Origin of the sequence: Hahella sp. NBU794 (genome assembly GCF_050749805.1) — a bacterium.
Lineage (GTDB): Bacteria > Pseudomonadota > Gammaproteobacteria > Pseudomonadales > Oleiphilaceae > Hahella.
Window position 1 is genome coordinate 4,572,979 of record NZ_CP192738.1, and the last position, 23,324, is coordinate 4,596,302.

General features: G+C 51.9%; 20 protein-coding genes. 10 read left to right on the forward strand and 10 right to left on the reverse strand.

What is annotated here, in order from left to right:
* Nucleotides 1-433: 433 nt before the first annotated feature.
* The 3 genes from ACQYWX_RS19870 to ACQYWX_RS19880 all read left to right on the forward strand — a co-directional run bounded on the left by ACQYWX_RS19870 (nucleotide 434) and on the right by ACQYWX_RS19880 (nucleotide 3,850).
* The gene (locus ACQYWX_RS19870) at nucleotides 434-1,192 is read left to right on the forward strand and encodes a response regulator (RefSeq protein WP_431686082.1); all 759 of its coding nucleotides are present in this window, start codon (nucleotides 434-436) and stop codon (nucleotides 1,190-1,192) included.
* A 336-nt stretch (nucleotides 1,193-1,528) separates the two neighbouring features.
* Nucleotides 1,529-3,154 carry a tetratricopeptide repeat-containing response regulator gene (locus tag ACQYWX_RS19875; protein WP_279502999.1) on the forward strand — a complete coding sequence of 542 codons (1,626 nt, stop codon included), beginning with the start codon at nucleotides 1,529-1,531 and terminating at the stop codon, nucleotides 3,152-3,154.
* A gap of 6 nt (nucleotides 3,155-3,160) precedes the next feature.
* Nucleotides 3,161-3,850: a sensor histidine kinase gene (locus tag ACQYWX_RS19880; protein ID WP_431686083.1), complete on the forward strand. Its 690-nt coding sequence runs from the start codon at nucleotides 3,161-3,163 to the stop codon at nucleotides 3,848-3,850.
* A gap of 44 nt (nucleotides 3,851-3,894) precedes the next feature.
* Here ACQYWX_RS19880 and ACQYWX_RS19885 read toward each other — a convergent pair whose 3' ends face one another.
* On the reverse strand, nucleotides 3,895-4,695 hold the full coding sequence (locus ACQYWX_RS19885; RefSeq protein ID WP_431686084.1) for a UPF0149 family protein: 801 nt from the start codon (nucleotides 4,693-4,695) through the stop codon (nucleotides 3,895-3,897).
* Between the two features lie 313 nt (nucleotides 4,696-5,008).
* Between ACQYWX_RS19885 and malT the strand changes: the two genes are divergently transcribed.
* The 3 genes from malT to ACQYWX_RS19900 all read left to right on the forward strand — a co-directional run bounded on the left by malT (nucleotide 5,009) and on the right by ACQYWX_RS19900 (nucleotide 9,708).
* A complete protein-coding gene (gene malT, locus ACQYWX_RS19890; RefSeq protein WP_431686085.1) occupies nucleotides 5,009-7,732 on the forward strand; it encodes an HTH-type transcriptional regulator MalT in 2,724 nt (907 codons plus the stop codon).
* A 197-nt stretch (nucleotides 7,733-7,929) separates the two neighbouring features.
* Complete coding sequence (locus tag ACQYWX_RS19895) at nucleotides 7,930-9,273, forward strand: glucan 1,4-alpha-maltotetraohydrolase domain-containing protein (RefSeq protein ID WP_216739625.1); 1,344 nt, start codon at nucleotides 7,930-7,932, stop codon at nucleotides 9,271-9,273.
* A gap of 177 nt (nucleotides 9,274-9,450) precedes the next feature.
* Nucleotides 9,451-9,708, forward strand: coding sequence for a GrxA family glutaredoxin (locus tag ACQYWX_RS19900; protein ID WP_216739626.1), 258 nt, complete (start codon nucleotides 9,451-9,453; stop codon nucleotides 9,706-9,708).
* Nucleotides 9,709-9,820: 112 nt separating this feature from the next.
* Here ACQYWX_RS19900 and ACQYWX_RS19905 read toward each other — a convergent pair whose 3' ends face one another.
* The 4 genes from ACQYWX_RS19905 to ACQYWX_RS19920 form a co-directional block, all read right to left on the reverse strand.
* Entirely contained in the window at nucleotides 9,821-11,302 is a 1,482-nt protein-coding gene (locus tag ACQYWX_RS19905) for an OmpA family protein (RefSeq protein WP_431686086.1), read from the reverse strand.
* 144 nt (nucleotides 11,303-11,446) lie between these two features.
* The gene (locus ACQYWX_RS19910; RefSeq protein ID WP_431686087.1) at nucleotides 11,447-12,724 is read right to left on the reverse strand and encodes an NAD(P)/FAD-dependent oxidoreductase; all 1,278 of its coding nucleotides are present in this window, start codon (nucleotides 12,722-12,724) and stop codon (nucleotides 11,447-11,449) included.
* 159 nt (nucleotides 12,725-12,883) lie between these two features.
* Nucleotides 12,884-13,324, reverse strand: coding sequence for a hypothetical protein (locus ACQYWX_RS19915; RefSeq protein WP_011398087.1), 441 nt, complete (start codon nucleotides 13,322-13,324; stop codon nucleotides 12,884-12,886).
* 347 nt (nucleotides 13,325-13,671) lie between these two features.
* The gene (locus ACQYWX_RS19920) at nucleotides 13,672-14,094 is read right to left on the reverse strand and encodes a transcriptional regulator (RefSeq protein WP_127971876.1); all 423 of its coding nucleotides are present in this window, start codon (nucleotides 14,092-14,094) and stop codon (nucleotides 13,672-13,674) included.
* Between the two features lie 108 nt (nucleotides 14,095-14,202).
* Between ACQYWX_RS19920 and ACQYWX_RS19925 the strand changes: the two genes are divergently transcribed.
* Together ACQYWX_RS19925 and ACQYWX_RS19930 are read left to right on the forward strand one after the other, a co-directional pair.
* Nucleotides 14,203-14,481, forward strand: a complete 279-nt coding sequence (locus ACQYWX_RS19925; protein WP_216739629.1) for a Cro/CI family transcriptional regulator — start codon at nucleotides 14,203-14,205, stop codon at nucleotides 14,479-14,481.
* A gap of 21 nt (nucleotides 14,482-14,502) precedes the next feature.
* Nucleotides 14,503-14,730: a hypothetical protein gene (locus ACQYWX_RS19930; protein WP_011398090.1), complete on the forward strand. Its 228-nt coding sequence runs from the start codon at nucleotides 14,503-14,505 to the stop codon at nucleotides 14,728-14,730.
* 84 nt (nucleotides 14,731-14,814) lie between these two features.
* Here ACQYWX_RS19930 and ACQYWX_RS19935 read toward each other — a convergent pair whose 3' ends face one another.
* The 3 genes from ACQYWX_RS19935 to ACQYWX_RS19945 form a co-directional block, all read right to left on the reverse strand.
* The gene (locus ACQYWX_RS19935) at nucleotides 14,815-17,373 is read right to left on the reverse strand and encodes a reprolysin-like metallopeptidase (RefSeq protein ID WP_431686088.1); all 2,559 of its coding nucleotides are present in this window, start codon (nucleotides 17,371-17,373) and stop codon (nucleotides 14,815-14,817) included.
* Between the two features lie 79 nt (nucleotides 17,374-17,452).
* Nucleotides 17,453-18,025 (reverse strand): hypothetical protein, encoded by a 573-nt coding sequence (locus ACQYWX_RS19940; protein WP_431686089.1) that lies wholly within the window; start codon nucleotides 18,023-18,025, stop codon nucleotides 17,453-17,455.
* Between the two features lie 330 nt (nucleotides 18,026-18,355).
* Nucleotides 18,356-19,666 carry an MATE family efflux transporter gene (locus tag ACQYWX_RS19945; RefSeq protein WP_431686090.1) on the reverse strand — a complete coding sequence of 437 codons (1,311 nt, stop codon included), beginning with the start codon at nucleotides 19,664-19,666 and terminating at the stop codon, nucleotides 18,356-18,358.
* A 332-nt stretch (nucleotides 19,667-19,998) separates the two neighbouring features.
* Between ACQYWX_RS19945 and ACQYWX_RS19950 the strand changes: the two genes are divergently transcribed.
* Nucleotides 19,999-20,955, forward strand: a complete 957-nt coding sequence (locus ACQYWX_RS19950; RefSeq protein ID WP_431686091.1) for a LysR substrate-binding domain-containing protein — start codon at nucleotides 19,999-20,001, stop codon at nucleotides 20,953-20,955.
* Between the two features lie 104 nt (nucleotides 20,956-21,059).
* Complete coding sequence (gene dinB, locus ACQYWX_RS19955) at nucleotides 21,060-22,130, forward strand: DNA polymerase IV (protein WP_431686092.1); 1,071 nt, start codon at nucleotides 21,060-21,062, stop codon at nucleotides 22,128-22,130.
* A 5-nt stretch (nucleotides 22,131-22,135) separates the two neighbouring features.
* Here dinB and ACQYWX_RS19960 read toward each other — a convergent pair whose 3' ends face one another.
* Entirely contained in the window at nucleotides 22,136-22,675 is a 540-nt protein-coding gene (locus ACQYWX_RS19960) for a hypothetical protein (RefSeq protein ID WP_279503024.1), read from the reverse strand.
* Nucleotides 22,675-23,064, reverse strand: coding sequence for a hypothetical protein (locus ACQYWX_RS19965; protein ID WP_431686093.1), 390 nt, complete (start codon nucleotides 23,062-23,064; stop codon nucleotides 22,675-22,677). Before ACQYWX_RS19965 ends, ACQYWX_RS19960 begins: the two co-directional genes overlap by 1 nt.
* Nucleotides 23,065-23,324 lie beyond the last annotated feature (260 nt).

Below are 23,324 nucleotides of genomic sequence, written 5' to 3' on the forward strand. Positions count from 1 at the left end.
AGTTAGATTAACTAATTATGCTTACCAGTTAAAGCGATGCATATACTCACAATGGCTTTCCGGGTTTGCGTCCCTGACTATATACGACGACTCTGCAATGGGTCGCCGACTGCCCCTAGGATAATCCTTTAGGGTTAGACAGCAACAGAATAAAACCCAAAACAATAAAAATAGACCATAAAGCCTATACTTATCGACCAGTACGCCTATATTTCATAGGCCTAAAATAGGGTTGCTAAAATTAACGCCAAATGAATAATCTGCAATCTATGTTAGAAGCGTCATTATTTGGCATAACAGCTTCATTATTCGGCTGTTGCTATATTAAAAGTTATTAAGATTATTGGACGGCGTCGAATGTCGGAGACGCTTTCTCTTCCGACGTATAGCAGGTCTGCTCCTGCTGAAAAGACAGGCGATTAAGGAACAGTAAATGGCTCAGAAAACCGCTCTCATCGTTGACGACTCAGCGACAGCTCGAATTATGCTGGCCAAGGTCCTTAACAGCATGGACGTTAAAACCCGTCAGGCCAGCTCAGGTGAAGAAGCCCTGAAACTGGTTCCCGCAGAACGCCCGGACCTGATCTTTCTCGATCATCTTATGCCGGGCATGGATGGTTTCCAGACACTTAAAGCGTTAAAGCAAAATCCGGAAACCAACCAGATTCCCGTCATTATGTATACCTCCCAGAACGCCATGAAATACCAGGAAGAGGCCAAGGCCCTTGGCGCGGCGGGAGTTATCACCAAGCAGGTTGAGCGCGAACGTTTATATCTGCTCGTCGAACATGTTTATATGCAGCAGGAGCTGGCTCGCACCGAAGCCAGCGTTAACACCGTGGCGGAGGCGATCGGCCAGACTCCTATGTCTACCGAGCAACCCGCCACGCCACGTAAAGTCGTCCCGTTGCGCCCGGGTCAGCAGAAAATGGAAGATCACGTGGAGCAGCGCATCGCTTCTCTACGCAGCGAGCTGGAAACCCAGCAAAACGAGCGCTACTGGAAGCCACTGGAAGAACTGAAAAAGCAGAATGGCCGCCTGCGCATTGCGCTATGGGCGATGATCGTCGTATTCATTCTGACAGGGCTGAAGTTGAACTCGCTGGATTCCGCCTTTGAAGCCATGCAAAAAGAGGTGAATTCCGCCAGACAGGTTCTGAATGAACTGATCGCCATCATGGAAGAAACCTGATCAACGAAAAGAGTCGTTAACAGAATCGGTAACAACCGTGAATTAGGGGGCGCTTAAGCGCTCTCTTATTATCTCCCCCCTTCCCTGACCTCACCCACCATTGCAGACCTTGCCAAGCTCACCAACATTCAAGAGCCTATTGCACAAGCCTCCGCCCTCGTTTCAGGCAAGAAAATAAATATCCGTTACACTTACTTAAAGTAATTCTTTAGAAAGAGAGCATTACACCGATTGTTTTTCTGGGCTTTCATCAAAGATGTCTGCTGCGCAGTGCGCCTGCTTAAATACGGAAAACCCAAGTTCATCTCAGTGAGCCAATAGCCGGGAAATAGCGCAATGCTGTTCAAGACTTATCAAAAGAAAAAGTTTCTGCTGGTCGATGATTTTGACAATTTCATCTTCTCACTCAAACAAATGCTGCGTCGGCTTGGCGCGGAGGATATCGACAGCGCCCGCAACGGTGAAGATGCGGTGCAGCTGTTTTTACGCAAGCATTATGATGTGGTGTTCTGTGACTACAACATGGGAGAGCACAAGAACGGACAACAAGTACTGGAAGAATTGCGCTTCCGCAAACTGCTGAAAAATACGGATATCTTCCTGCTGGTCAGCGCTGAAGCCGCCAAAGATATGGTGTTTGGCGCACTGGAGTGCCAGCCTGATGGTTACATCACCAAGCCCATCACTCAATCCATACTGCAAAACCGCCTTGATAAGCTAATGGAGCAAAAAGAAGCCACAGCAGATATCAATCGCGCGATTGATCTAGAGGATTACTCCAAGGCGATTACCCTATGCAATCAACATCTCAAGGCCAACACTAAATACCGCTCCTGGACCGTAAAAACCCTGGCGAACCTGTACTATCTCAGTGGCGATCTGGTGCACTCCAAGCAGATTTATGAAGACATCCTGCAAAAACGCCGCTTGGACTGGGCCCGCCTGGGACTTGGCAAAGTGCTGCTGGCGGAAGGCAATGCGCAAGAGGCGGCGGTTAAATTCGAGGAGCTGATCGAAGAGCAGCCCTTGTTGGTGGAGGCCTATGACTGGCTGGCCAAAGCACAACGTCATATCGGCCACGGTAAAAAAGCCCAAGGGACGCTACAACAAGCGGTGGAAATTTCCCCCCGCGCCCTGCTGCGTCAAAAAGAGCTGGCTGAGATCAGTCGCTCGTTGCATGACCTGGAAACCGCCTCCAAAGCGTACCGACAGACCAACAAGTTGAGCGAGTATTCCTGCCACGAATCACCAGATTTGTATTTGGATTTCACCCGCTGCCTGTCTGACCTGTCGGAGGGCGACACCTCATCACAAGGCCAAAAGCTGGCCTCAGAAGCCAACGCAGCGCTAGAACGCATCCGCAGAAAATATAAAGACGATCCAGCGACACAGCTGAAAAGCCACATGGTTGAGGCCAGGGTCTGGTCCGGCCAAGGCAAAGCCCAAGAAGGCGCTAAGGCGCTGAAGCAGGCGCAAACCTACTTTGACGAAGCCGCCAAGGACAATCCGGACCTGACACTGGAAATGGCGCAAACGTTGTATGCGCTAAACCAGGAGAAAGAAGCCGAACAGCTGCTGACCGAGCTTGCCGCCAAGTATCCGGATAATGAGAAGCTTCAAGACAGAATCGAAGAGTTGCGCGACGAACCCGTCAGCCTGAAACAACGAATCAAAGCTCGGGAACTCAACAGAAAAGGCATCCAGCTATACGAGGAAGGCGCCTTGTCGGATGGGGTGGCCGTATTCAAGGAAGCGATGGCGATAACACCGGCTCACGTCGGCCTGAATCTAAACCTGCTGCAAACACTGATCAAATCCGCCTCTCAGTCCAAACTGAACGCAGAATATCAGGGACTCGCGCAGCAGTGTCTGAGTCGGCTGCAACGACTGACGCCGCAGCACAGACAGTACAAGCGCTATCAACACTTGTTGCAGCGATACCAGCAAATTCAACGAGGTTAATGCACCGTGACACAGAAAAACAAACTGGACTTCAGCTTTATCATGGCGGCCAGCGTTCACGATATGAAGAACTCTCTGAGCATGTTGCTGCACTCGCTGGACGAAGTGAATCACGAAATCGCGGAACTGGACCTGCCCATTGCTCAACGCATGGCGACGCTGCAGTACGAGGCCGCGCGGGTCAACAACGATCTGGTGCAGTTGCTCAGCCTTTACAAGCTGGATGCAGACATGCTGACCGCAGACATCGATGAACACTTCCTACTGGACTTTCTGGAAGAGCAAGTGGCGCGCTACCACCCTCTTTTCGCCGCTCGCAACATGCGTTGCGAGGTAGACTGCAACGAGAGATTAACAGGGTATTTTGATAATGACTTGGTGTCTGGCGTAGTGAACAACATTCTCGCCAACGCGATTCGTTACAGCCGCAGCCAGATCAGAGTGTCCGCCAGAACAGAGGAAGACGGTCTTTACATCACGATCGAAGACGATGGTCAGGGTTTTCCCGCCAAGATGGTGGAGATTCCAGAACAGCTATCGACAGAAGTGGATTTCGAGTCAGGAAGCACTAATCTGGGACTGTATTTCGCCCACCGTATAGCGCAGCTGCACATGCAAAAAGGAAAAACAGGCAAGATTTCACTGCGCAACGGCGGTGCACTGAATGGCGGCGTCTTTGAAATGTATTTGCCCTGAGTCCGTTCGCCTACCGCCGGGATCACCGGCGGCCAAACATAAACTTACAGACAACACTTCTTGAACTTTTTACCGCTCCCGCAAGGACAAGGATCATTACGGCCGACTTTGGGTTCTTCCCGCACCAGCGGATCGTGATGCTGGAAGTAAACGGACAGGCCCCGCCCCGCTTTTGCGTATCGCATCAGATACCCATTCAGATCCTCATGAGCGCCGCGTAACTCCTCGCGAAAATCATCCTGTTGAGATGCGCCTTCACGCTCCAGAATCTCCAGTGCGGCATCCACATCCTGAAAGACTTTCAGAATCGAAATAGTGTCATCCAAATCCCGCGACATTTTCTCGTAACCGCCGGGATCGCGTTGCGCCAGCATCTCTAGAGCGCGCACCCAATTTGGCGCCAGCCACTCATCCGCCAGAATAACGCCCTCGCACCAGTTTTCGAAACTGCGGCGTTCCTCGGTATCCCAACTGAACAGACAGTCTGAAGGCAGCGTCGGCGCGCCGGTTTCTATTTGTCCGCGAATTTCCTGATACAGCGCCTTCATGTCCTCGATCACCGTCGAGTCACTTTGGCACAGCTCCTCCTGATAGCATTCTCCCAATGCGACGGGTAGCCAGTCCTGCTCGTCTATTTCAACAGGGCAACAGGCTAATCCGAACAAAAAACCGTGACATTGATTGTAATTAAGCAAGTCCTCACAGCGTTCGGCGTCACACAAAAATGCACGCAGGTCAATAAATCGCGGATCAGATTCATAGCCCGAAGCGACTTGTCCCCTCGGGTATACGGAAGGAAATTCAACTCCCATACCACTCGATCCTTTTAATAATCTGTTATTCATTCAAGTGTAAAACGAAACAGGCAATATTGTTAGTAATTTAATATGGCCCCGGCGCGTCCTCGCGTTGGCTCCAGGGCGCGCCAGACTCGCCTCAGCGGAGTACGCCCCTTTCTACGCCCAAAGAAAATATCGACTACTCCCCCACTCATCCCCACCTCCCCCCTTGAGCGGCTGTTTACCCGTATTTTCTACCCCCATAACATTCATTGTAATAACGCCGCCAACATGCCCATTGCACATAACAAACAAAGCGGCCCATAACAAAAATAAACAGCCGTGACGGTCAGCGAGAGGCCGCCGGCGGAGCACCTTTATGACTACGAGCGACGCACCTGAAGCAAGACCGCTGATTCCCAGCAAGATTTCACCGCCGCAAACCAGCCCTCATGTTCTGAGCCGCCCACGCCTGGAAGCCGCTCTGCTTGACGCCGCCAGTAAGCCCTTATGTATCGTACGCGCGCCAGCTGGATTCGGAAAAACCACTTTGATGTCTCATTGGCGCCGCCGTCAGCCAGGACGGGTTGCCTGGCTCAGCCTGGATGAGCTGGATAACGACGCCACTCTGTTTGGGCGCTATCTGACAGCGGCGCTGTCTCATCATGCGGCGGAGCTTCAGGGTCCATTGTCACGCGCAGAAGAGGCGCTATCCGACTATGATCTGATCTGGCTCACCGGAAAGCTGTGCAACGAATTAAGCGCCCTGGATCAACAACTGATTCTGGTGCTGGATGACTACCATCGCGTGCATAACGAGCAAATCCATGAGGCGCTGCGGTTTCTAATTCAGCATCAGCCTCCCGCGCTACGTCTGTTTATTTTGACGCGATCTGAGCCGCCGCTAGGTTTAGCGAATTGGCGGGTGCGCGGCATGCTGCACGAAATCGGGGCCGATGAGCTTGGCTTTACATTGGAGGAAGCCCGGCAATTTCTTCATGAAAAAAATGATCTTCGAATCGACGACCCACAAGCATTGCAGGAGACGTTGCAGCGCCTGAAAGGCTGGGCGGCGGGACTGCAGATCATTGCGTTGTCGGCGCCCCCAAAGGATTCATTTAACGATTACCTGAGACGTTTTAACGGCGCCCACGCACATGTATTGGACTTTCTCGCAGAGGAAGTGCTCAGCAAACAATCGCCGGAACGTCAGGCGTTTTTGCTAAAAACCAGCGTGCTGGAGCGTTTCAATTCCGAGCTGGCGCAAGCGCTGACTGAACAGAAAGAAAGTTTCGGCATGCTGCAGGATCTGGAGAAAGGCGGCATGTTCATCGCCCCGCTGGACGAATATCGCACCTGGTACAGCTACCATCCCTTTTTCGCGGAGTTTCTGCGTCATCAGCTACAGCTTCAGGCGTCTCCACAGGCTATCGTCGACTTGCATAAAAGAGCATACGAATGGTGGTTGCAGAAAGCCCAAATAGCGGAAGCGCTAACGCATCTATTACAGGTGGACGATCCGGCGCTGATCGCAGAGACGTTGTCTGTCCATGGCTGGGCGCTGTTTGAGCAGGGACGGCTGAGCCTCATTGAACAGTGTCTGGACGCCCTTCCCGAAGCCGCCATCGCGAACGATAACAGACTCGCGCTGTTGCGAGCCTGGGTATGCCTGACCCAGGCCGATCCCGGATCGCTGGAGGAAGCGCTAAATCAAGCGGAGCAACGTTTGCCGGACCGGCAAGAGGAGACCCAGTGGCGACGGGTCAGCGCCGAAATCAGCGCACTCAAGGCCCAGTTATACGCCACGGTTGAAGACATAGAAGCGGCGCACAATCATGCGCAACAGGCCTTGGCGATCAGCTCCAGCGCCTCCAACGCAGCGGCCATCGCCCTGTCCGTTCTAGGTGAAACTCATGTGTGTCGAGGGGAACTGAATCAGGCGCGGGACGCATTTATTCAGGCGGAAGCTTCCGCACGCGCCGCAGACTCCATGCACGGACTGCTTTGGACGCTTGGTCAGCAGGCGGATGTTCTACGCCATCAGGGAGATCTGCTGGGATGTCACCAACAGCAGACCATCGTTTTGCAACTGGCGCGGGAGCACCATCTTGCGCAAACACCGGTCATGGAGTTTATTCATCGACAACGGGCCGATCTGCTCATCGAATGGCTGCAATACCATGAGGCCGCCCAGCATTGTGACGCCGGATTGCGCATCGTGGAGCACCTTGAGCCCCACTGCGCCATCCCTCTCAACGCATTGAAAGCCAGTATCGCGTTGCAGCAGGGCGAAGCTGGCGCGGCGGAAATTTATCTACGCAAAAATACACTGCTAATGCGCGAACACCGTTGCCACTCGGACTGGCGCGCCCTGTCCGCATCCATTCAACTTCGCTACTGGCGACAGCAGCGCAATCTATCCGCCATTAACGAATGGTTAGACGCCGAACCGGCTCCCAGTCCAGCGCCAAGTCATTTTCAGCAACGCCGCGCGCGCAACCTCGCCTTTGCGCTGCTCAGCCTGGACAAATCCAGGGAAGCGCTGCAGATACTGCAACCACTGACCGCTCAGGCTCACCAATTTGGCCTGCGCCTCTGTGAGATGGAAAACCAGATTCTCGCAACCTGGGCCTGTCTGCGCCTGGGAAATGAGAACGAGGCCAGCAACGCCCTGCTGCGCGCATTGCAGCTGGCGGAACCGATGCGCGCGATCGCCAGCTTGTTACAAGCGCCAGAGTGGCTGCTGGAGTTCTATGGCGCAATGATGGAGGACTCACGCTTGTCCAGCGCCGAACGCCGACACCTGCAACGGGTGTTAGAGCTATCCAAACGCCAGCATAGGCCGCAGAAGAAAACGCGCAATATGCCAGAACAAGCCAGAGCGTTGGCGCTTACCCCAAAAGAGTGGGAAGTGCTGCGCCTGATTGGCGAAGGCAGCAGCAATGAACGCATCGCCGAGCGTCTGTATGTAGCGCCAAGCACCGTTCGCAGCCACATCAAACACGTGTACCAGAAACTGGGAATTTCCAGCCGGGTGGAAGCTCGACGGGTTTCCCTCGACTTATCGCAGGGCCGGGTCGCCGGCCTTGGCGAACAGGGGTAGGCCGGCGGACCTAAACGCTGAAAATCCCCCCGTAAATCCCCCATTTGCATGGAAGCGTCCCAGGCTCGCCTTGGTTATGATCAAAGGGTAACGTACATCCGAAGCGGCTATGACGGCCGCCGCCAATTCCACGAGCTTGGCGCACGGATGCACCAATATGGACTTCAGAAAAAATACAATACCGGAGCTCATTCATTATGTTGAAAGTTCATCGCCCAACCCGAATTTCTCTCGTCATCCGACACGCAGCCGCCTGTGCGGCGGCCGCCGTATTAGGCATTTCCGCAACCGCCGCAAGCGCCGACACCTCTGGCAAAAGCGGCGCCGGCGTCCGCTTTCACGGCGGCGACGAAATCATCCTGCAGGGCTTCCACTGGAACGTCGTACGCACTGCGGAAAACAATTGGTACAACACCCTGCAAAGTAAGGCCCAGCAAATCAGCGACGACGGCTTCACCGCCATCTGGATGCCGGTTCCCTGGAGAGACAACTCTTCCTGGCAAGCGTCCAGCGATACACGCTTCGGCGGCGAAGGCTACTTTTGGGCCGATATGAATAAAAACAGCCGCTACGGGAACGACGGCCAATTGAAGCAGGCCGCGTCCGCCCTGAAAAACAAAGGCGTAAAGGTCATTTACGACATCGTGCCCAATCACCATGACCGCGGCCACAGCAATGACTCTCTCAATTTTCCCTCCGGGCAAGGTTACTATCGTTCCGACTGCAGTTCCTGTGACGATGGCGACCCGTTCATGGACGGCGGCTCAGATTTCAGCACCGCCCACCCGGATGTATACAACCTGTTTAAGAATGAGCTGGTCAACCTGAAGACTAATTACAGCGCCGGCGGATTCCGCTTCGACTTCGTCCGAGGCTACGCGCCGGAGCGCATCAATTCCTGGATGAGCGCCTCTCTGGACAGCGGCTATTGCGTTGGCGAGTTATGGAAAGGTCCCAGCGAATTTCCTTCCTGGGATTGGCGACACAGCGCCAGTTGGCAGGAAATTCTGAAAGATTTCACTGACAACTCCGATTGTTCCGTCTTCGACTTCGCCCTGAAAGAGCGCATGCAGAACGGCTCCATTTCCGATTGGAGATACGGGCTCAACGGCAACCCCAGCGCCCAATGGCGCGAGGTCGCGGTAACATTCGTCGACAATCACGACACCGGCTATTCACCCGGCCCTCTCGGCGGCCAGCATCACTGGGCGCTGCCGGACTGGAAACGCAAAATGGCTTACGCCTACATTCTTTCCAGCCCCGGCACGCCGGTTGTGTATTGGCCGCATATGTATGACTGGGGAATGCGCGACTTCATCCGCAATCTGATTCAACTACGCAAATCCGCTGGCGTGAAAGCTTACTCCGGTGTGCAATTCCATGATGGATTCAGCGGATTGGTGGGGACCACAAGCGGTAGTAATGGAAAATTGTTGTTCGCCATTGACTCTAACTTCAGCTCTCCCAACCAAGTGGCGGGCGGTTCATGGAGCCTGGCGGTCAACGAGGACAATGGCCGCATCCGCATCTGGCGTCAGTAACGCCAGCAATCTCCCGGGCGGCTGACGCCCGGGATTCTTGTGATCTGTAGACACAGTTTCGACGCACGCCAATAACAAAAATCAATCAAAACGTTATTAACTATCAATTTTCCTCCTTTCTTCGCCACGTATAATCTAGGTCGCATTGTTTTACACGCTCCTACGGAGGTATCAGTCATGTATACGGTGATTTTCGGTCGGTCAGGGTGCCCTTATTGCGTTAGAGCCAAGCAAATTGCAGAGCAACTAAAAGATCAGCGACAAGATTTCGATTTCCGCTACATAGACATTCATGAGGAAGGCATCAGCAAGGCTGACCTGGAGAAAACAGTCGGTAAGCCGGTCCAGACTGTGCCGCAAATATTTATCGATAAAGAACACATCGGCGGCTGTAATGAGTTCGAAAGCTACGTCCGCCAACACTTGACGCATTGACCACACCGCAGCAGCGTCAGCATCAACGACTTAATGCGATAAGCAACACAAATAAAAAGAGGCCACTCAAGGCCTCTTTTTATCTTTTAGATAACGCAACGCTATACGTTCGCTACTGGAGCCGCCTAATCAGCTCAACGCGACGATTGCGTTTCTTTCCAGCGTCAGAAAGATTGTCCGCTTCCGGCGCCACCGGACCCACTCCGTAAGGGATCAAGCGCGCTTGCGCAATACCGTAGTCTTTTATCAGACGTTCAACAACCGCCTTCGCACGCGCCGAGGACAGCTCAATATTGTGCTGAAACGCCCCCGTGTCATCCGTATGACCTGTCACATAGAGCAACAGATCCGGGCGTTTTTTCAGCAAGCCGGCGATCGCGTCCAAAGTAGGCTTGGATTCGTCTTTGACGACCGCTTTGTCCGTATCAAATAACACGCCGTATAAAAGCGCTTTTCCGGTCTCGTCGATATCGCGACTCAGACTGTCCACATCCACCGTGATCAGATCATCCTCCAGCGCCTCTGACTCCAGAATGATCTGCTGCACTGCCGTTTCATCCTCATAACCGCCAATAAACAAGGCGACATACACCTTGCCTTTTGCCGCGTCTTTAGAAGCCACCATAAAGTATGGATTACGGTAATAGTTGTAGACGGATTCTGTAAGCGATATCAGCCCACCAAGGTGAGCCGACTCATATTCATCGCCACACTGCTGCAGCTCACAGGAATAGATAGTGGTAAAGCCGCCTTTCGCCAGCGCCGCTCTATAGTTTTCGTACAGCTTTAACGTGGAGACATTTTCCAGTTCGTAATAGTGCCTGGACAAATCCCCCACTAAATCCAAGGATTCATACTGATAGGGCTTGCCGTCTCCGCTCAGTGCGGAAACCGGAATGCTGATGCGCTCATAATCCACCACTTTGCGTTGCCGCAAATCCGCACCGGGATAGCGTGGCAGCAGCGGATGATCTTCCTTCGTCGCGTCCGGGTCATTCGCCTTCGTTACCGTCGCAGGCGGCTGCGCCCCGAGATAATCGACATCCATGACGACAAGATCGTTCTGCAACGGCTCTTCTTCAACGATAACCTGCTGTACAGCGACCTCGTCTTCATAGCCGCCAATGAACAGCGCCACCGTGACTTTACCTTTTTCCGCCCCCTTCTCGTAAACCATGTAGTAAGGTTTGCGGTAGTAGTTGTAGACGCTGTCATTCGACGACACCAAAGCGCCCAACTCAGCAACTTGATATTCCGAGCCGCACTGCTCCAACTCACACAGGTAAACAGATTTGAAACCGCCTTTTTCCAGGGCAGCCTGGTAGTTTTTATAAACTTTTAGTGTGGAGACGTTTTCGAGGTTATAGAAATGTTGGGTCAAATCGCCGGTCAGACTTAACTTTTCATATTCGTAAGGCTTATCCTCACCGCTGAGTTTGCTGGCGGGAATCGTGAACGGCGCATAATCAATCTGCAGATAGGTTCTTACTGTGGCGCCAGGGTAACGACTCAACAACGGATGATCCGGGTTGTCGGCATAAACACTGGCGGCGCTCAAAACGCCAATCAAAGCAGCGGCAAACCTTCTAAGCATGGAACTCCCCTATGTGTGGACGTAATTGCAGGAAATATAAGCGCTTTCTGGAGTAGTTTTCCGTCACAGCGATAGGGAGATACGCGTCCGCCCACTTAGGATGACGCGTTAGAAAAGTATGATTAGCGGAGGTTGAGAAGGTTGTTAAGAAGGGAACTTCAGCCTTTCAATACCGAAAGCTTTTAATATGTAGCGCTCAAAGAGCGGTTCTGTAGAGCCTTTACGTAGCTTAAGAAGAAAGTACTTCTCGAACGCCACCTTGGCGACATGCACCCACTTGCCTTCACGCATCCAGTTCACGTTACGTGGCGGCAGCTGCGGAATCGCCACGAAGGCGATACCGGTGTCCCCCATATCCGCCAGACACACCGCATTCCAGGTCGCCTCCGCTTTGGGGGGCACGCCGTTAAGCGTCGCCTGAATATTTTTCGCCACCGCCGTCGCCATACTTTCAATCATATAACCGGTTTTGGGAACTCCAGTCGGAACAGGTGTTTTTTCCTTTGGCGCAATCGCAACCGCCACGCCAATCCCCCATACATTGGGATAAGTGGGGTTACGCTGATGTTTATCGATCACAACAAAGCCCCGGGGATTCACCAGACCTTCGACACCTTTCAAGGCATCAATACCAGTAAAAGCGGGCAGCATCATGGAATATTTAAAGGGCAGTTCACGGCGTTGTTTGTCCTCGCCTTTCTCATCCACTTCCATGACAGTCATGAGTTTATCATCGACAGACTCAACCTTGGCGTTGCAGACCCAATCGATGTGTCTTTGTCGCAATTGCGACTCCAACATGCCTTTGCTGTCACCGACACCACCTAAACCGAGATGACCGATATAAGGCTCGGAAGTGACGAAGGTCATGGGCACTTTGTCGCGAATACGCCGTTTACGCAGGTCACGATCCATAATGAATGCGAATTCATAGGCCGGCCCAAAACAGGAAGCGCCCTGCACCGCGCCAACGACGATAGGACCAGGATCTTCGACGAACTCGCGCCACTTCTGGTTGGCTTTTATCGCATGATCAATATGGCAAATAGATTGGGTGTAGCCTTCTGGACCCAGTCCAGGAATTTCGTCAAACGCAAGACGAGGACCTGTCGCAATGATCAGATGATCATAGGAGATGCTGTCTCCATTTTTAAGCTCTATGCGGCTGGCGGCTGGATCGACTTTTTGCGCTGCGCCAACCACCAACTCTACACCTTTGCCGGATAAGGGGGACTGCAGCGGAATTTTGATCGCTTCCGGCTCCCGCCATCCGATGGCCACCCATGGATTGGACGGCACGAAATGAAAATAATCTTTATCACTCACCACCACAATGCGGTGGTCTTTACTCAACGTTTCCCTTAACTCAAACGCCATGGGCATTCCGCCCAGGCCCGCGCCTAAAATAACAATAGTCGCCATGCGCTTCCCTCTTTGTCGTCAATTCCACTCTGACGCGGCTCAATCCCGCCGCCGCCTTGTCTCCAACATTTCCTGAGACTCAGCAGAATAATTCAAAGCCGCACCACTTCGCTACAGCTGCAAACCGCGCATATGCGACTTAGACGACAAAAAGGCCCGTCAGGATGCGACGGGGCTTTCCTGAATCCTTACAGCAGCGCCGTTATGTCCTCTTTTGACGCTTGGCCCGGAGGGCTTGCGGAAAGCGTGACGAATACGATCCAATTCCGACACCAACAACGTGCGCTCAAACTCGGTTGTGCGATCGTAGAGATCCAACCAGGCCTGCTTCTCAGGCGGCAGTTGATAGACAGGACCGTCTTCTTCCATACGCACGCGATACATAGGGCCATCGCCTGTACGCAACCACTCGAAGTTGCCATCCCATTTGTCAGCTATGGTAATCAGGTAATCCGCTCCCACCTGATAAATATCTCCGTTAAACCATTGGCGTACGGTTTCGTAACGCACGTTACAGGCGACGGAGATTTCCCGTTTAATTTTCCGAGGATGCACTCCCCGATCCAGTAGTAGTCTTTCGATTCTTTTTGTAACACTCATATGCAAGCCAGCTTTGTTAAGATTTGTAAATTGTATCTCGCATTAATACAAGCTTGCATGCCTAATTCCAAGATTTTTTATTACATTGACAATGATTAATAAAAGTACAACTGGATTTCGCCGCTATCCCACTCCTTTTCACTCCCTCAGACAGGCCTTGGGCACTGGGCGCGACGCACTTTCGCTAAAAACGCAAACGCAATCGCTCAACAAACGAAAAAGAAGACAAAATATTAAGAACAGGTAAGAAGATCGATCGATTCGAGGTGAGAAACTGACTCTCCGATGTGAAAGCCAGTCAGAGACTTGGACGGAAGTACAACTTTCAGTTAAAAGCCAATAAGTTATCAGCTTTTAACTTTTTCTTCCTTTTTTGAGAATGAGGCCGGCTCCAACCCTTCATATGGATTTTGAATAGACTTACGGAACCGTTTCAACTCGTTAAGCATGTACGCGCGCTCAACGTCAGAGGTGTTATCGAACAATTCCAACCATGCCCTTTTTTCCTCGGGCAGATAAGAAGCGGCCTCTTCACTGATCTTGGGCTTTTCCATTGAGCCCTTGCCAGTGTAGAGCCAATCAAAGTTGGCGTCCCATTTGTCAGCGATAATCAAAAGGTAATTGGCGCCTACTTCAGCAATCGTACCGTTAAACCACTGACGTACAGTTTCATAACGGACTCCGCAAGCGTTAGAGATCTTCCGCTTTACCTGACGGCGATGAACGCCCCTTTCGAGTAGTAGTTGTTCGATTCTTTCGGTTACAGACATATGCAAGCCAGCTTTGTAGTTTGCCGCATTGTAACCCGCCTTGCTACAAATATGCTTGCTTTATTAAAGCAATTATGCTTGTATAACGCGCGATGTAAGGAGGCAGCTATGACGAAAGCGGAAGTACTTGCTTACTTCGGTTCGGTGGCGAACGTCGCCAAAACGTTAGGAATCACCACCCAGGCTGTTTATGAGTGGGGAGACTCGGTGCCTGAGCCGCGACAATGGCAATTGCAGGTTCTGACCGACGGCGTTCTAAAGGTTTCATCGAAACGAAGCAGACAAGGTAAATCATCCACTCAAACTCTAAAGAAAAATGTAAAGGTTGGACAAAAAGCCAAAAGCGACAAAACCGGCGATGCGGACAAAGTTACCAAGGGAATATAGAGGAATAGCAAAGGGAGGCCCATGCTGTTATTAAGCCTGACCGGAGCCATATTGATTATGACTGCATTGTGTTTGCTGTTCTTCATCAGAAATGCGAAAGCCTCGGAATTGCGGCTGCGCCTGATGAAAGAAAACTACGAAGCATTCAAGAAGCTCCCCAGCTATGAAGACATGCTTTACCGGTTTTGGATTCCCCTCACTCGATTTGAGGAGAAAGCGACAGGCGAACAAAGGAAGGAGGAAAGTTGAACCCAGATTTATCGACCTGAGTCATCGACAGATATTTTAAAAGAAGGTGAGCGTAACGCTCACCTTCTTAACTTATGACCGGCGTTATTTACGAGGAAATTTAAACCGCAACCAACCCAGCGCCGCCAGCATCAGCCAAACTGCGCCGCCACCGCCGGAGTCGCCACCACCTGAGTCGCCACCACCTGAGTCGCCACCACCTGAGTCGCCACCACCTGAGTCGCCACCACCTGAGTCGCCACCACCTGAGTCGCTACCACCTGAGTCGTCGCCACCAGTCGGCTCTTCATCATCGTTTGCGATAACACCTGAAGCCGTCGCCTGGCCGAGAATTCCAGAAGATGGATTGCTTATTGTCAGCGTGAAAGACTCATCCGTCTCAAATGTCGTATCGCCAGAAACATTAATCGTAAATGTCTTGCTGAACTCACCCGCGGACAAACTCACTGATCCAGAAGGCAATGCGCCGCCAAAGTCGGTCGCATTGGCTTGATTAGCGCCCGACCCTGCTACGCTGTAATCCACTGTCATATCGACAATCGCGTACTGACGGGAAACTTGGAAAGTAAAAGCAGTCTGACCGCTGTTCCCTTCAACTTGGTCCGCACTGATCGCGCTGACGGAAATATTCCCTGACGTATTCACAGAAACCAGAGAGAATTTGTCAGGGGAAACGTTAAAGAACACGTTGTCGCTGCACTTCACCCGAATCCGTCCATTTGCGGTGTCCGTGTTGGGAGCAACCACTCTTTCGAATCCATCGTTGGACGCGCCGGCTTTAATCATCGTTGTGAACGTGGAGCCGCCGTCTTTCGATAATTCGATATCCACCTGGCTGCAACTGACTGGCGCCAGATTTGTGTTCGCCACATTCCAGGACACATCCATCTGCTGTCCACCGGTATATGTGCCTGCGCCTGGGGCCGTTACTTTAAATGGCCCTGAGTCGCCATCAACCGTTAACTTGACGTCGTCCTGGTTCACGCCAAAATCGCCCGACCTGACCGTGACCCTGAAGTTTAGATCCCTGTCTCTTGTCGGAAGCGCTTCGCCAAAAGATCCCGTCAAATCTCCAGAAAGTATGGTATCCAGTTTTGGAAAGTAGCGCGTAGGCGATGTCGTACCCTGAAAAGATCTAAACAATGGGCGAGAGCCATCGTCTGTCGCCATTTGCTCAGCGTCAGCGGTGGAGCCGCCAAGGTCCTTCTGCTCCCATGTATAGGTCAAGCCCGCAAGATCGCCTGAATCAACATCTGATGCCGCAGCAGTCAGCATAAACGGAGTGCTGGCCGGAATTGTGCGATTAACCCCCGCATCAACTGTTGGTGGTGTATTGCTTACGCTCACCAATGTTCCACAACTGGCGCCACTCCCTCCAATAATGTGGTTATGAATCTGCTCCAAGCTGCCACCATGGAAGAAGTCATCTGCATTATTCTGCACGTTTTGCGGAGAGCAGAGTCCCGAGTAAGACATAATCGTTGAACCAGACCCAACTTCCCATGCGCTACTGGCTGAACGACGACCTCCGCCGCAATCACCACTAGTCGCATTGAAGGTGTGACCTGCGCCAAATTGGTGTCCAAGCTCATGGGCCAGCAAGTCAGTTACGAAGTACTCAAAGCGACCATCTGGGTTTCCAAGTCCAGTCCGCCCTTGCGCTTTGTAATTACTGCTACAAACCACTCCAACATAAGCCAGGCCGCCACCCACTTGGTTGAGAAGATGCCCGACATCGTAGTTCGCAGTTCCAATAACGCTGTCGAGGTTGGATTGGTTTTCCGACAACATATTAGAGGAGCTCGAGTAAGGATCTGTCGACGAATCCGTGTAAATAATGCTGTCATTATTCGCAATCAACTGAAAGCGAACTGCAATTTCCTTCTCATAGATCTGATTCAGGCGGTTAACCACAGAGACAATAAACGCCTGTGTTTCCGCTACCGATGGATGGCTGGAATCGCTGCTGACAGAGGCTGAAAACTCCCCAGTGGAAGCCATCGCCAAACGGTAAACTTTATAGCTGTCTCCAAAACTTACTCGCTCCGCCAAAACCGGCATTTCGAGAGTTTTCAGATAACTATATTCGCCACTCTCAGCAGCATGATCATGCTCCGCCGTTTCACACTGCAAAGGCTCTTTACTTGGCATGTCCTCTTTGAAAAAGCCACGATATTGGCTGGCGTTGTCTGTCTCACTGAAGCTGGATTCCGGCTCGATTACCATGGTGGCTTCAGGGGTGTTCACATAACCGTGGAAACCACGGGGTGTAGTGTCGATACGCCCGCTGACGCCTTTGTCCTCAACGCCAAATACCTTGTAGGTGCGCAGCTCTGGATACTTAGCCTCTAACTCTGGAGCCATGACAGGCGAGTAAAACGCCTCCAGCAAAATAAAGCCGCCATCAGGTTTAGGGTAGTAAAACGGCAAACCTTCTAACGCGCCTTCAAGGGGGGCGTCTTGCAGATAGACTTTAAGGCGCTCAATATCCGCCGCTATTCCGCGATAATGGAATGCCGACTCAGTCTGCGTCTGCGCCTTACCCGCCATGTCCAGCCACAATCCATCGGGAGACTGGGCATGGGTAACACTGGCGATAGCCAGCGCCAACTGCGACGCCACAAAAAATGCTGCTTTATTCATGCTCATCGACTCAAATACCTGATAAAAATCTCTGACGCCTGTCCTCTGAAGGCAGGGACTTTGGCTAGTTCACCGGCGGTTAAAACCAGCTTTTAATAGATCGCCACATCCGAGAGAAGAACCCCGATTTCGCCGTTTTTTCATGGGGCTCAGCGTCATTCCCGGCTTGTTCCGGTACGAGCGCGCCTTCCGGCTCAATGGGTTTGGGGATATATGGCAGATCTTGTTTGAAGAAAACCCGGTAGCGATCCTCCGTCTTCCTGTCGGAAAACCGGCTTTCAGGCTCTATCAATACACTACGGCCATCCATGGTGAGAAAAGCCTTGAAGCCAGCGTCGGTATAATCGATGCGGCCTGACAAGGTGGGAATATCCACGCCATGAACTTTGTAAGTTCGGATATTGGGAAACTTTTCAGCGAGCTCAGGAGCCATAACCGGCGAGTCGTACGCTTCAACTGAGACAAAGCGCTGATCCGGCATGGGCAACGTCAAAGACAGACCCTCAGCGGCGCCCTCTTGAGGGGCGGCTCTCAGGTAGGCGCGAAGCTCTTCGCCTTTTAACGCGACAGCGAAATACGGAAATTCTTGCGTTTTCTGCGTCTCCACAATCGGCGACCAGAATGACGTCTCAGCGCTTGCGGTCTGGGACATCAAAGCGATTCCTCCAATCAAAGCAAACTGCTGCGCTGACTTTATGGACTTGCGTAACTGCACTATACCCCCGAGAGAAACTGCGACCAGTTGCGATCAAAAAACGAACACAACCAAGTTAATCCTCAATATATAAACGGATTCGGGGCGGACTACTATATAGTTTTTGTAAGAATGAGAAGGAAGACCGCCTCTAATCACAACAGGTCGCCGCACCTCAGGCATGTCATGCACTGTCCAATATCAACTCATGCTTAAAGAGGTGCGACAACCTATTGAATTTATAGGCAGTTTAATGGAAAAGAACGATTGACGCGCCGGCCATTTGGCTTAGTTGTGAGTTAATTGGGACTCAGTTGGCGCCGTTACAAAAGTACTGTTTTCTTTCCGTAATTCTCCTTTTAACGCTCGGTTCACCCGCCAGTTGAACAGTGTGGTAAGACATATTGCTGTAAATCCAAGTCCAACGCCCAATCCCATCCAGACGCCGACTATTCCCCACTGGCCTTTCAACAGCCACGCCACAGGGAAGCCTACCAACCAATATCCAACCACTGTAATCAAGGTCGGAGCCGCTCCCATGCGCAAGGCTCTCAAGGCGGTCATCATGATGACCTGAGCGCCATCCACTACCTGGAAAATAGCAGCCACCGCAAGCAGACTGACGCCTAGCGTCATGACATCCTGATCCAACGCCCCTTCACCGCCCAGGGTAAAAAGACCCACAATCTGCTCAGGAAGTAATAAAAATACCAATGCGGACACCAGACAAAATATCCCGCCCAATGAGAGACCGGTCCAGGCGTAGCTCTTCAACTCTCCCATACGGCCTTCACCGTAACACTGCCCTACCCGGATCGATGCGCCCTGCGCGAATCCGATATAGATATTGAAGGACATGGAAGCCGCTTGTAGGGCAATCTGGTGCGCCGCCAACGCTACCGCACCCATAGCGCCCGCCAATAAGGTCGCCGCGGTGAACAATCCCGCCTCCATGGTCCAGGCCAGCATGATTGGCAGCCCCAAAGTATAGAAAGGTTTGAAGTCCACCAAACGGGTTTTGATTTTAGTCAGGCCGCCCAGCACTTCGCGGACTTCCGCATAACGGTTCAAGTCCAATACAAGCATGACGCACATGAAGACGCACACCAACGCCGTGCCAATCGCTACGCCGGCGATGCCCAGTTCAGGGAAAAAGCGCCAGCCGGTCATCAGCGCATAACTTAGCGGGACGTTAAGCGCGACCGCCGCCAGACTGATGCGCATGATGGAGGTCGTGCGCGACATGCCAGCGGCCAGTCCCCGCAGCACCATGAAGGTAAACGCCGGCAAACTGATCCAGGCGGCCTGTCCAAGATATTGTGAGGCATACGCCACCGCCTGTGGTTCCTGTCCCATGCTTAACAAAAGCGCAGGCGTCACTTTCATCGCCAGCGCCACCGTGGCGGCGATAACCACAACGAGGATCAGGCCCGCTTTGACGATACGAATGATATCCTGCCGCGCGCCGCGGCCGGTATGAAACGCAACCTCATTAGCGACCGCTGCGAGCAAACCGCTGATCACCACCAATATGAAGTTGAAGATAGCCGCGCCCAACCCGGCGCCCGCCAACTCTTCCACCCCCAAAATCCCAAACATAACGGAGTCGCAAAAAATCATAGCTGACTGCGCAACCTGGGCCGCTGATAACGGAAGGGATAATTTCAGAACTTCTCTTAACCTGCTCATTTTTCCTTGCTCACTCTTCGGCAACGTCTCACGACGAGCCTTCGCCACACACCTGTTAGTTAGTTTCACTTAATAAATTAAAGCTGTCGTCTGGAATCTGCTTCCCGCAGGTCCATGTTCATTCCAAACGAAGCCAGTTAAAGGCTGCCGATAGTGGAGCCTTAACAAAGCTGTTGCCTAAATTAGGTTGGAGCGGCAATATTAACAAGCGAAACATTCGCCTTTATACATGAGTTTTTTTCATGCCAATCCGTCCTAGAAAGTTACCGCCGCTAAATGCGCTAAGAGCCTTTGAGGCCAGCGCCAGACTACTCAGCTTCTCCATCGCCGCGCACGAACTGAATGTGACCCAAGGCGCGGTCAGCAAACAGGTAAAATTACTTGAGGAATATTTTGAGCAGCCTCTTTTTCTGCGACGGGCGCGTCATATCAAATTAACGGAAGCGGGAGAAAAACTCTTTCACAGCCTGGGAGATATTTTTGATCAATTGGTCAAAGCCTGTGACGCCGCGTCTTCCCATCAGAAAAACATTTTGCGCCTACAAGTAACGCCGTCCCTCGCCGTCCGTTGGTTGTTCCCTCGCCTGCCTCAGCTGCAACGAGAACTCAAAGATGTCCAGCTGAAAATTACGACAATGTGGCTGTCTGCGGAGAAAGAAGCGGACCTGGATCTGGATCACTACGACATCGTCCTGCATTGCGGACGCCGCCGGGATAACGGCTCAGCCAACCTGCTGCGGGAAGAGCAGCTTGTACCGGTATGCCATCCCTCTTTGCTGAAGCAGCACGGGAATGACTGGAGCCGCCTTATTCGCAACTTGCCGCTATTACACCCTTCCGTCACTCATGAAGATTGGCGCAATTGGTTGGCGAAAAATCCCGTTTCTGGCGTAGACCCGTCTTCGGGGCTGATATTCGATACCTTGGATATGCCGGTGACCGTCGCCATCCAGGGGCATGGCGTCGCCTTGGCGGACCCGCTGTTCATTATGGATGAGCTGAAAAATGGAATTTTGACCACGCCTCGCAATCACAGTCACGACAGCGGCTGGGGCTATTATTTTGTGCATCAGAAACTGCGCGCCTCCGACCCCAGCATTCTTACATTCAAGCGCTGGCTGATTGCAGGTCTGCAGGAAGATATGGAGCGGCTGGAAACGATCAGGCTGCTTCCTGCATTGACGCCTTTGAGCAAGTAGATTTACAGCTCGGTTTGTTAGCCCGCAAAGGCTGGTTCACTTAGTCCTTAGGCGTTATCCTTGGGCCATGTTAACGCCGTTGAGGCTGCCTGCAGACAGGCTTTATGCGAAAAATCATCCACATTGACGCTGACTCATTCTACGCTTCCGTAGAAATCCGCGATAATCCGTCACTGCAGCATCTGCCAGTGGCGGTGGGCGGAAGCCCTGACAAGCGCGGCGTCATCGCCACCTGCAACTACAACGCCCGCGCATTCGGCGTGCGTTCGGCCATGCCCTCAGCGAAAGCCGTCCTGCTCTGTCCGGATTTAGTGTTCATTCGTCCCCGCTTCGAGGTCTACCGCAGCGTATCCAAAGACATTCACAAGATTTTTCGCGACTACACCGACCTGATCGAACCACTGTCACTGGATGAAGCCTATCTGGATGTATCCGAATGCAAAGCCTGCAAAGGCAGCGCCACGCTTATAGCCGAAGAAATTCGGGCACGCGTGAAGCAAGACTTGCAATTGACCGTATCGGCGGGAGTCGCCCCGAACAAGTTTCTGGCCAAAATAGCCAGCGACTGGAATAAGCCCGACGGCATCTTCGTCATCCGGCCACAAGACGTTACAGACTTTATCCCCCAGCTTCCTGTTCGCAAAATAAATGGCGTCGGCAAAGTGACCGCAGCGAAAATGGAGGCCTTGGGCATCACCACTTGCAGCGATTTGCAGCAACTATCCAAGGAAGATCTGCAGCGCCACTTCGGCAGCTCCGGCGAACGCCTCTACAACCTGTCACGCGGCGTAGACAATCGTCCCGTGCAGACAGAGTGGGTGCGTAAATCCCTGTCCGTCGAGCATACCTATGATCGCGATCTGCAGAATCTCGACGCTATTCTCGATCATTGCGAGCCTTTGTTCGAAGAGCTACTGGAGCGCTTCAATCGCATCAGTGACGCCTACCTGGTCAGTAAGCGCTTCGTCAAAGTCAAATTCGCTGACTTCACTCAGACCACCCTTGAAGAACTTCTACCGGGTTACAGCGGCCAATGGCGAAGCCTTCCCGACTACCTGCGCCTCATGAGCGCCGCCTGGGCGCGCCAGAAAAAGCCCGTGCGCCTGTTGGGCATGGGAGTCAGACTGAAAGATCCTAAAAATAACAATATTGGGGAACAGCTCTCGCTGTTTTGAGGCCTCTATGGCGTATAAGAAAGTTTCTCTCCATCGTGTTCAAGTGCGGCGAGAATTTCCTCTTTTGATAGCCGTATAGTGTTGGACACCAAGGATTTGGGCAGTCCGACACTCGGTGCGGCAATGGACAATGTCATATAGGAAAAAGGCTGTTTGCGAATGTCTACAGACTGTTCCTCATGACTACCAGACAAACGCCCTCTTACCCTGTAATTTTTTACCAGAACCGTAGCATACTTGTACTCACTGCCCGGTTGGGTGTTTACGATAGCCTTTACGTGACCTAAGTAATAGCTCACCAAGCTCGTACCACTGAGAACTTTCTCGTTTTGAGCGCTATACAGGGTAAAATCCGACCTTAAAACAGGGGCGCTTTCAAGAACCTGCTTCTGGTCAGACTCAAACAGCACCACCAAGCTATGAGGAAGATCCATTCCATCACTGGTAGAAATGTTTACATGCCGAATTTCCTGCTGACTGATATTGACTGACCCAGCACAACCAAATAATGAAAAGCATACAACAAGAAACACTATTTTCTTCACTATCGAACCCCCATAGCTTTGGGACTTGTTGGTGCTTTCTCCAACAAAGATAATGCTTTTTTATACATTTCTCCTGCATTTGCATGTGAGACATCCATTTCATAATTATACGCGCCATTTTCATGCCCCAACTGACTACCTATGTTGGCTATATAGCCACCTGCTCGCCCATTTGCTGTTAATAAAGTGGGAAGCGAAGCAACACTGCTGACAACTTGATTTACTAAAGGAAGCTTCCCTATAGTATTATCCAAAATAGATTGACGAATGTAGACATTAACCCATTTCTCAGCCTGTGGCCTTGCTAATGGGAGCATTGAAACAGGGTCAAGTGTAATTAGCTCCTTTACAGGTACTCCTTTGACAAACAATTTTTGGGTAATATTCATTACAGCCTGGCCACCCCCAGCTATGTCCCGTTAGGCGAAGATTATTAAACTTATATGACTTCCAGTCCCTAACTATTTCCTCCAACAACTCCTTTTCTTCTTCATGCCCTCGATAATATACTTCCCTATCACTAGAATTATACAAGTTAAACCTGTCTATAATATCAACTTTAACCAAGTTTGTAGAACCTACAACATGGCTAAGTGCATCATTTTTATCTGCCCCGCCCCCCACAATATATTCACGATCAATCAAGCTT

Coding starts and splice junctions, on each gene's coding strand:
- ACQYWX_RS19870 (WP_431686082.1), top strand. CDS start 434: ATGGCTCAGAAAACCGCTCTCATCGTTGACGACTCAGCGACAGCTCGA.
- ACQYWX_RS19875 (WP_279502999.1), top strand. CDS start 1,529: ATGCTGTTCAAGACTTATCAAAAGAAAAAGTTTCTGCTGGTCGATGAT.
- ACQYWX_RS19885 (WP_431686084.1), bottom strand. CDS start 4,695: ATGAATAACAGATTATTAAAAGGATCGAGTGGTATGGGAGTTGAATTT.
- malT (WP_431686085.1), top strand. CDS start 5,009: ATGACTACGAGCGACGCACCTGAAGCAAGACCGCTGATTCCCAGCAAG.
- ACQYWX_RS19895 (WP_216739625.1), top strand. CDS start 7,930: ATGTTGAAAGTTCATCGCCCAACCCGAATTTCTCTCGTCATCCGACAC.
- ACQYWX_RS19900 (WP_216739626.1), top strand. CDS start 9,451: ATGTATACGGTGATTTTCGGTCGGTCAGGGTGCCCTTATTGCGTTAGA.
- ACQYWX_RS19905 (WP_431686086.1), bottom strand. CDS start 11,302: ATGCTTAGAAGGTTTGCCGCTGCTTTGATTGGCGTTTTGAGCGCCGCC.
- ACQYWX_RS19910 (WP_431686087.1), bottom strand. CDS start 12,724: ATGGCGACTATTGTTATTTTAGGCGCGGGCCTGGGCGGAATGCCCATG.
- ACQYWX_RS19915 (WP_011398087.1), bottom strand. CDS start 13,324: ATGAGTGTTACAAAAAGAATCGAAAGACTACTACTGGATCGGGGAGTG.
- ACQYWX_RS19920 (WP_127971876.1), bottom strand. CDS start 14,094: ATGTCTGTAACCGAAAGAATCGAACAACTACTACTCGAAAGGGGCGTT.
- ACQYWX_RS19925 (WP_216739629.1), top strand. CDS start 14,203: ATGACGAAAGCGGAAGTACTTGCTTACTTCGGTTCGGTGGCGAACGTC.
- ACQYWX_RS19930 (WP_011398090.1), top strand. CDS start 14,503: ATGCTGTTATTAAGCCTGACCGGAGCCATATTGATTATGACTGCATTG.
- ACQYWX_RS19935 (WP_431686088.1), bottom strand. CDS start 17,373: ATGAATAAAGCAGCATTTTTTGTGGCGTCGCAGTTGGCGCTGGCTATC.
- ACQYWX_RS19940 (WP_431686089.1), bottom strand. CDS start 18,025: ATGTCCCAGACCGCAAGCGCTGAGACGTCATTCTGGTCGCCGATTGTG.
- ACQYWX_RS19945 (WP_431686090.1), bottom strand. CDS start 19,666: ATGTTTGGGATTTTGGGGGTGGAAGAGTTGGCGGGCGCCGGGTTGGGC.
- ACQYWX_RS19950 (WP_431686091.1), top strand. CDS start 19,999: ATGCCAATCCGTCCTAGAAAGTTACCGCCGCTAAATGCGCTAAGAGCC.
- dinB (WP_431686092.1), top strand. CDS start 21,060: ATGCGAAAAATCATCCACATTGACGCTGACTCATTCTACGCTTCCGTA.
- ACQYWX_RS19965 (WP_431686093.1), bottom strand. CDS start 23,064: ATGAATATTACCCAAAAATTGTTTGTCAAAGGAGTACCTGTAAAGGAG.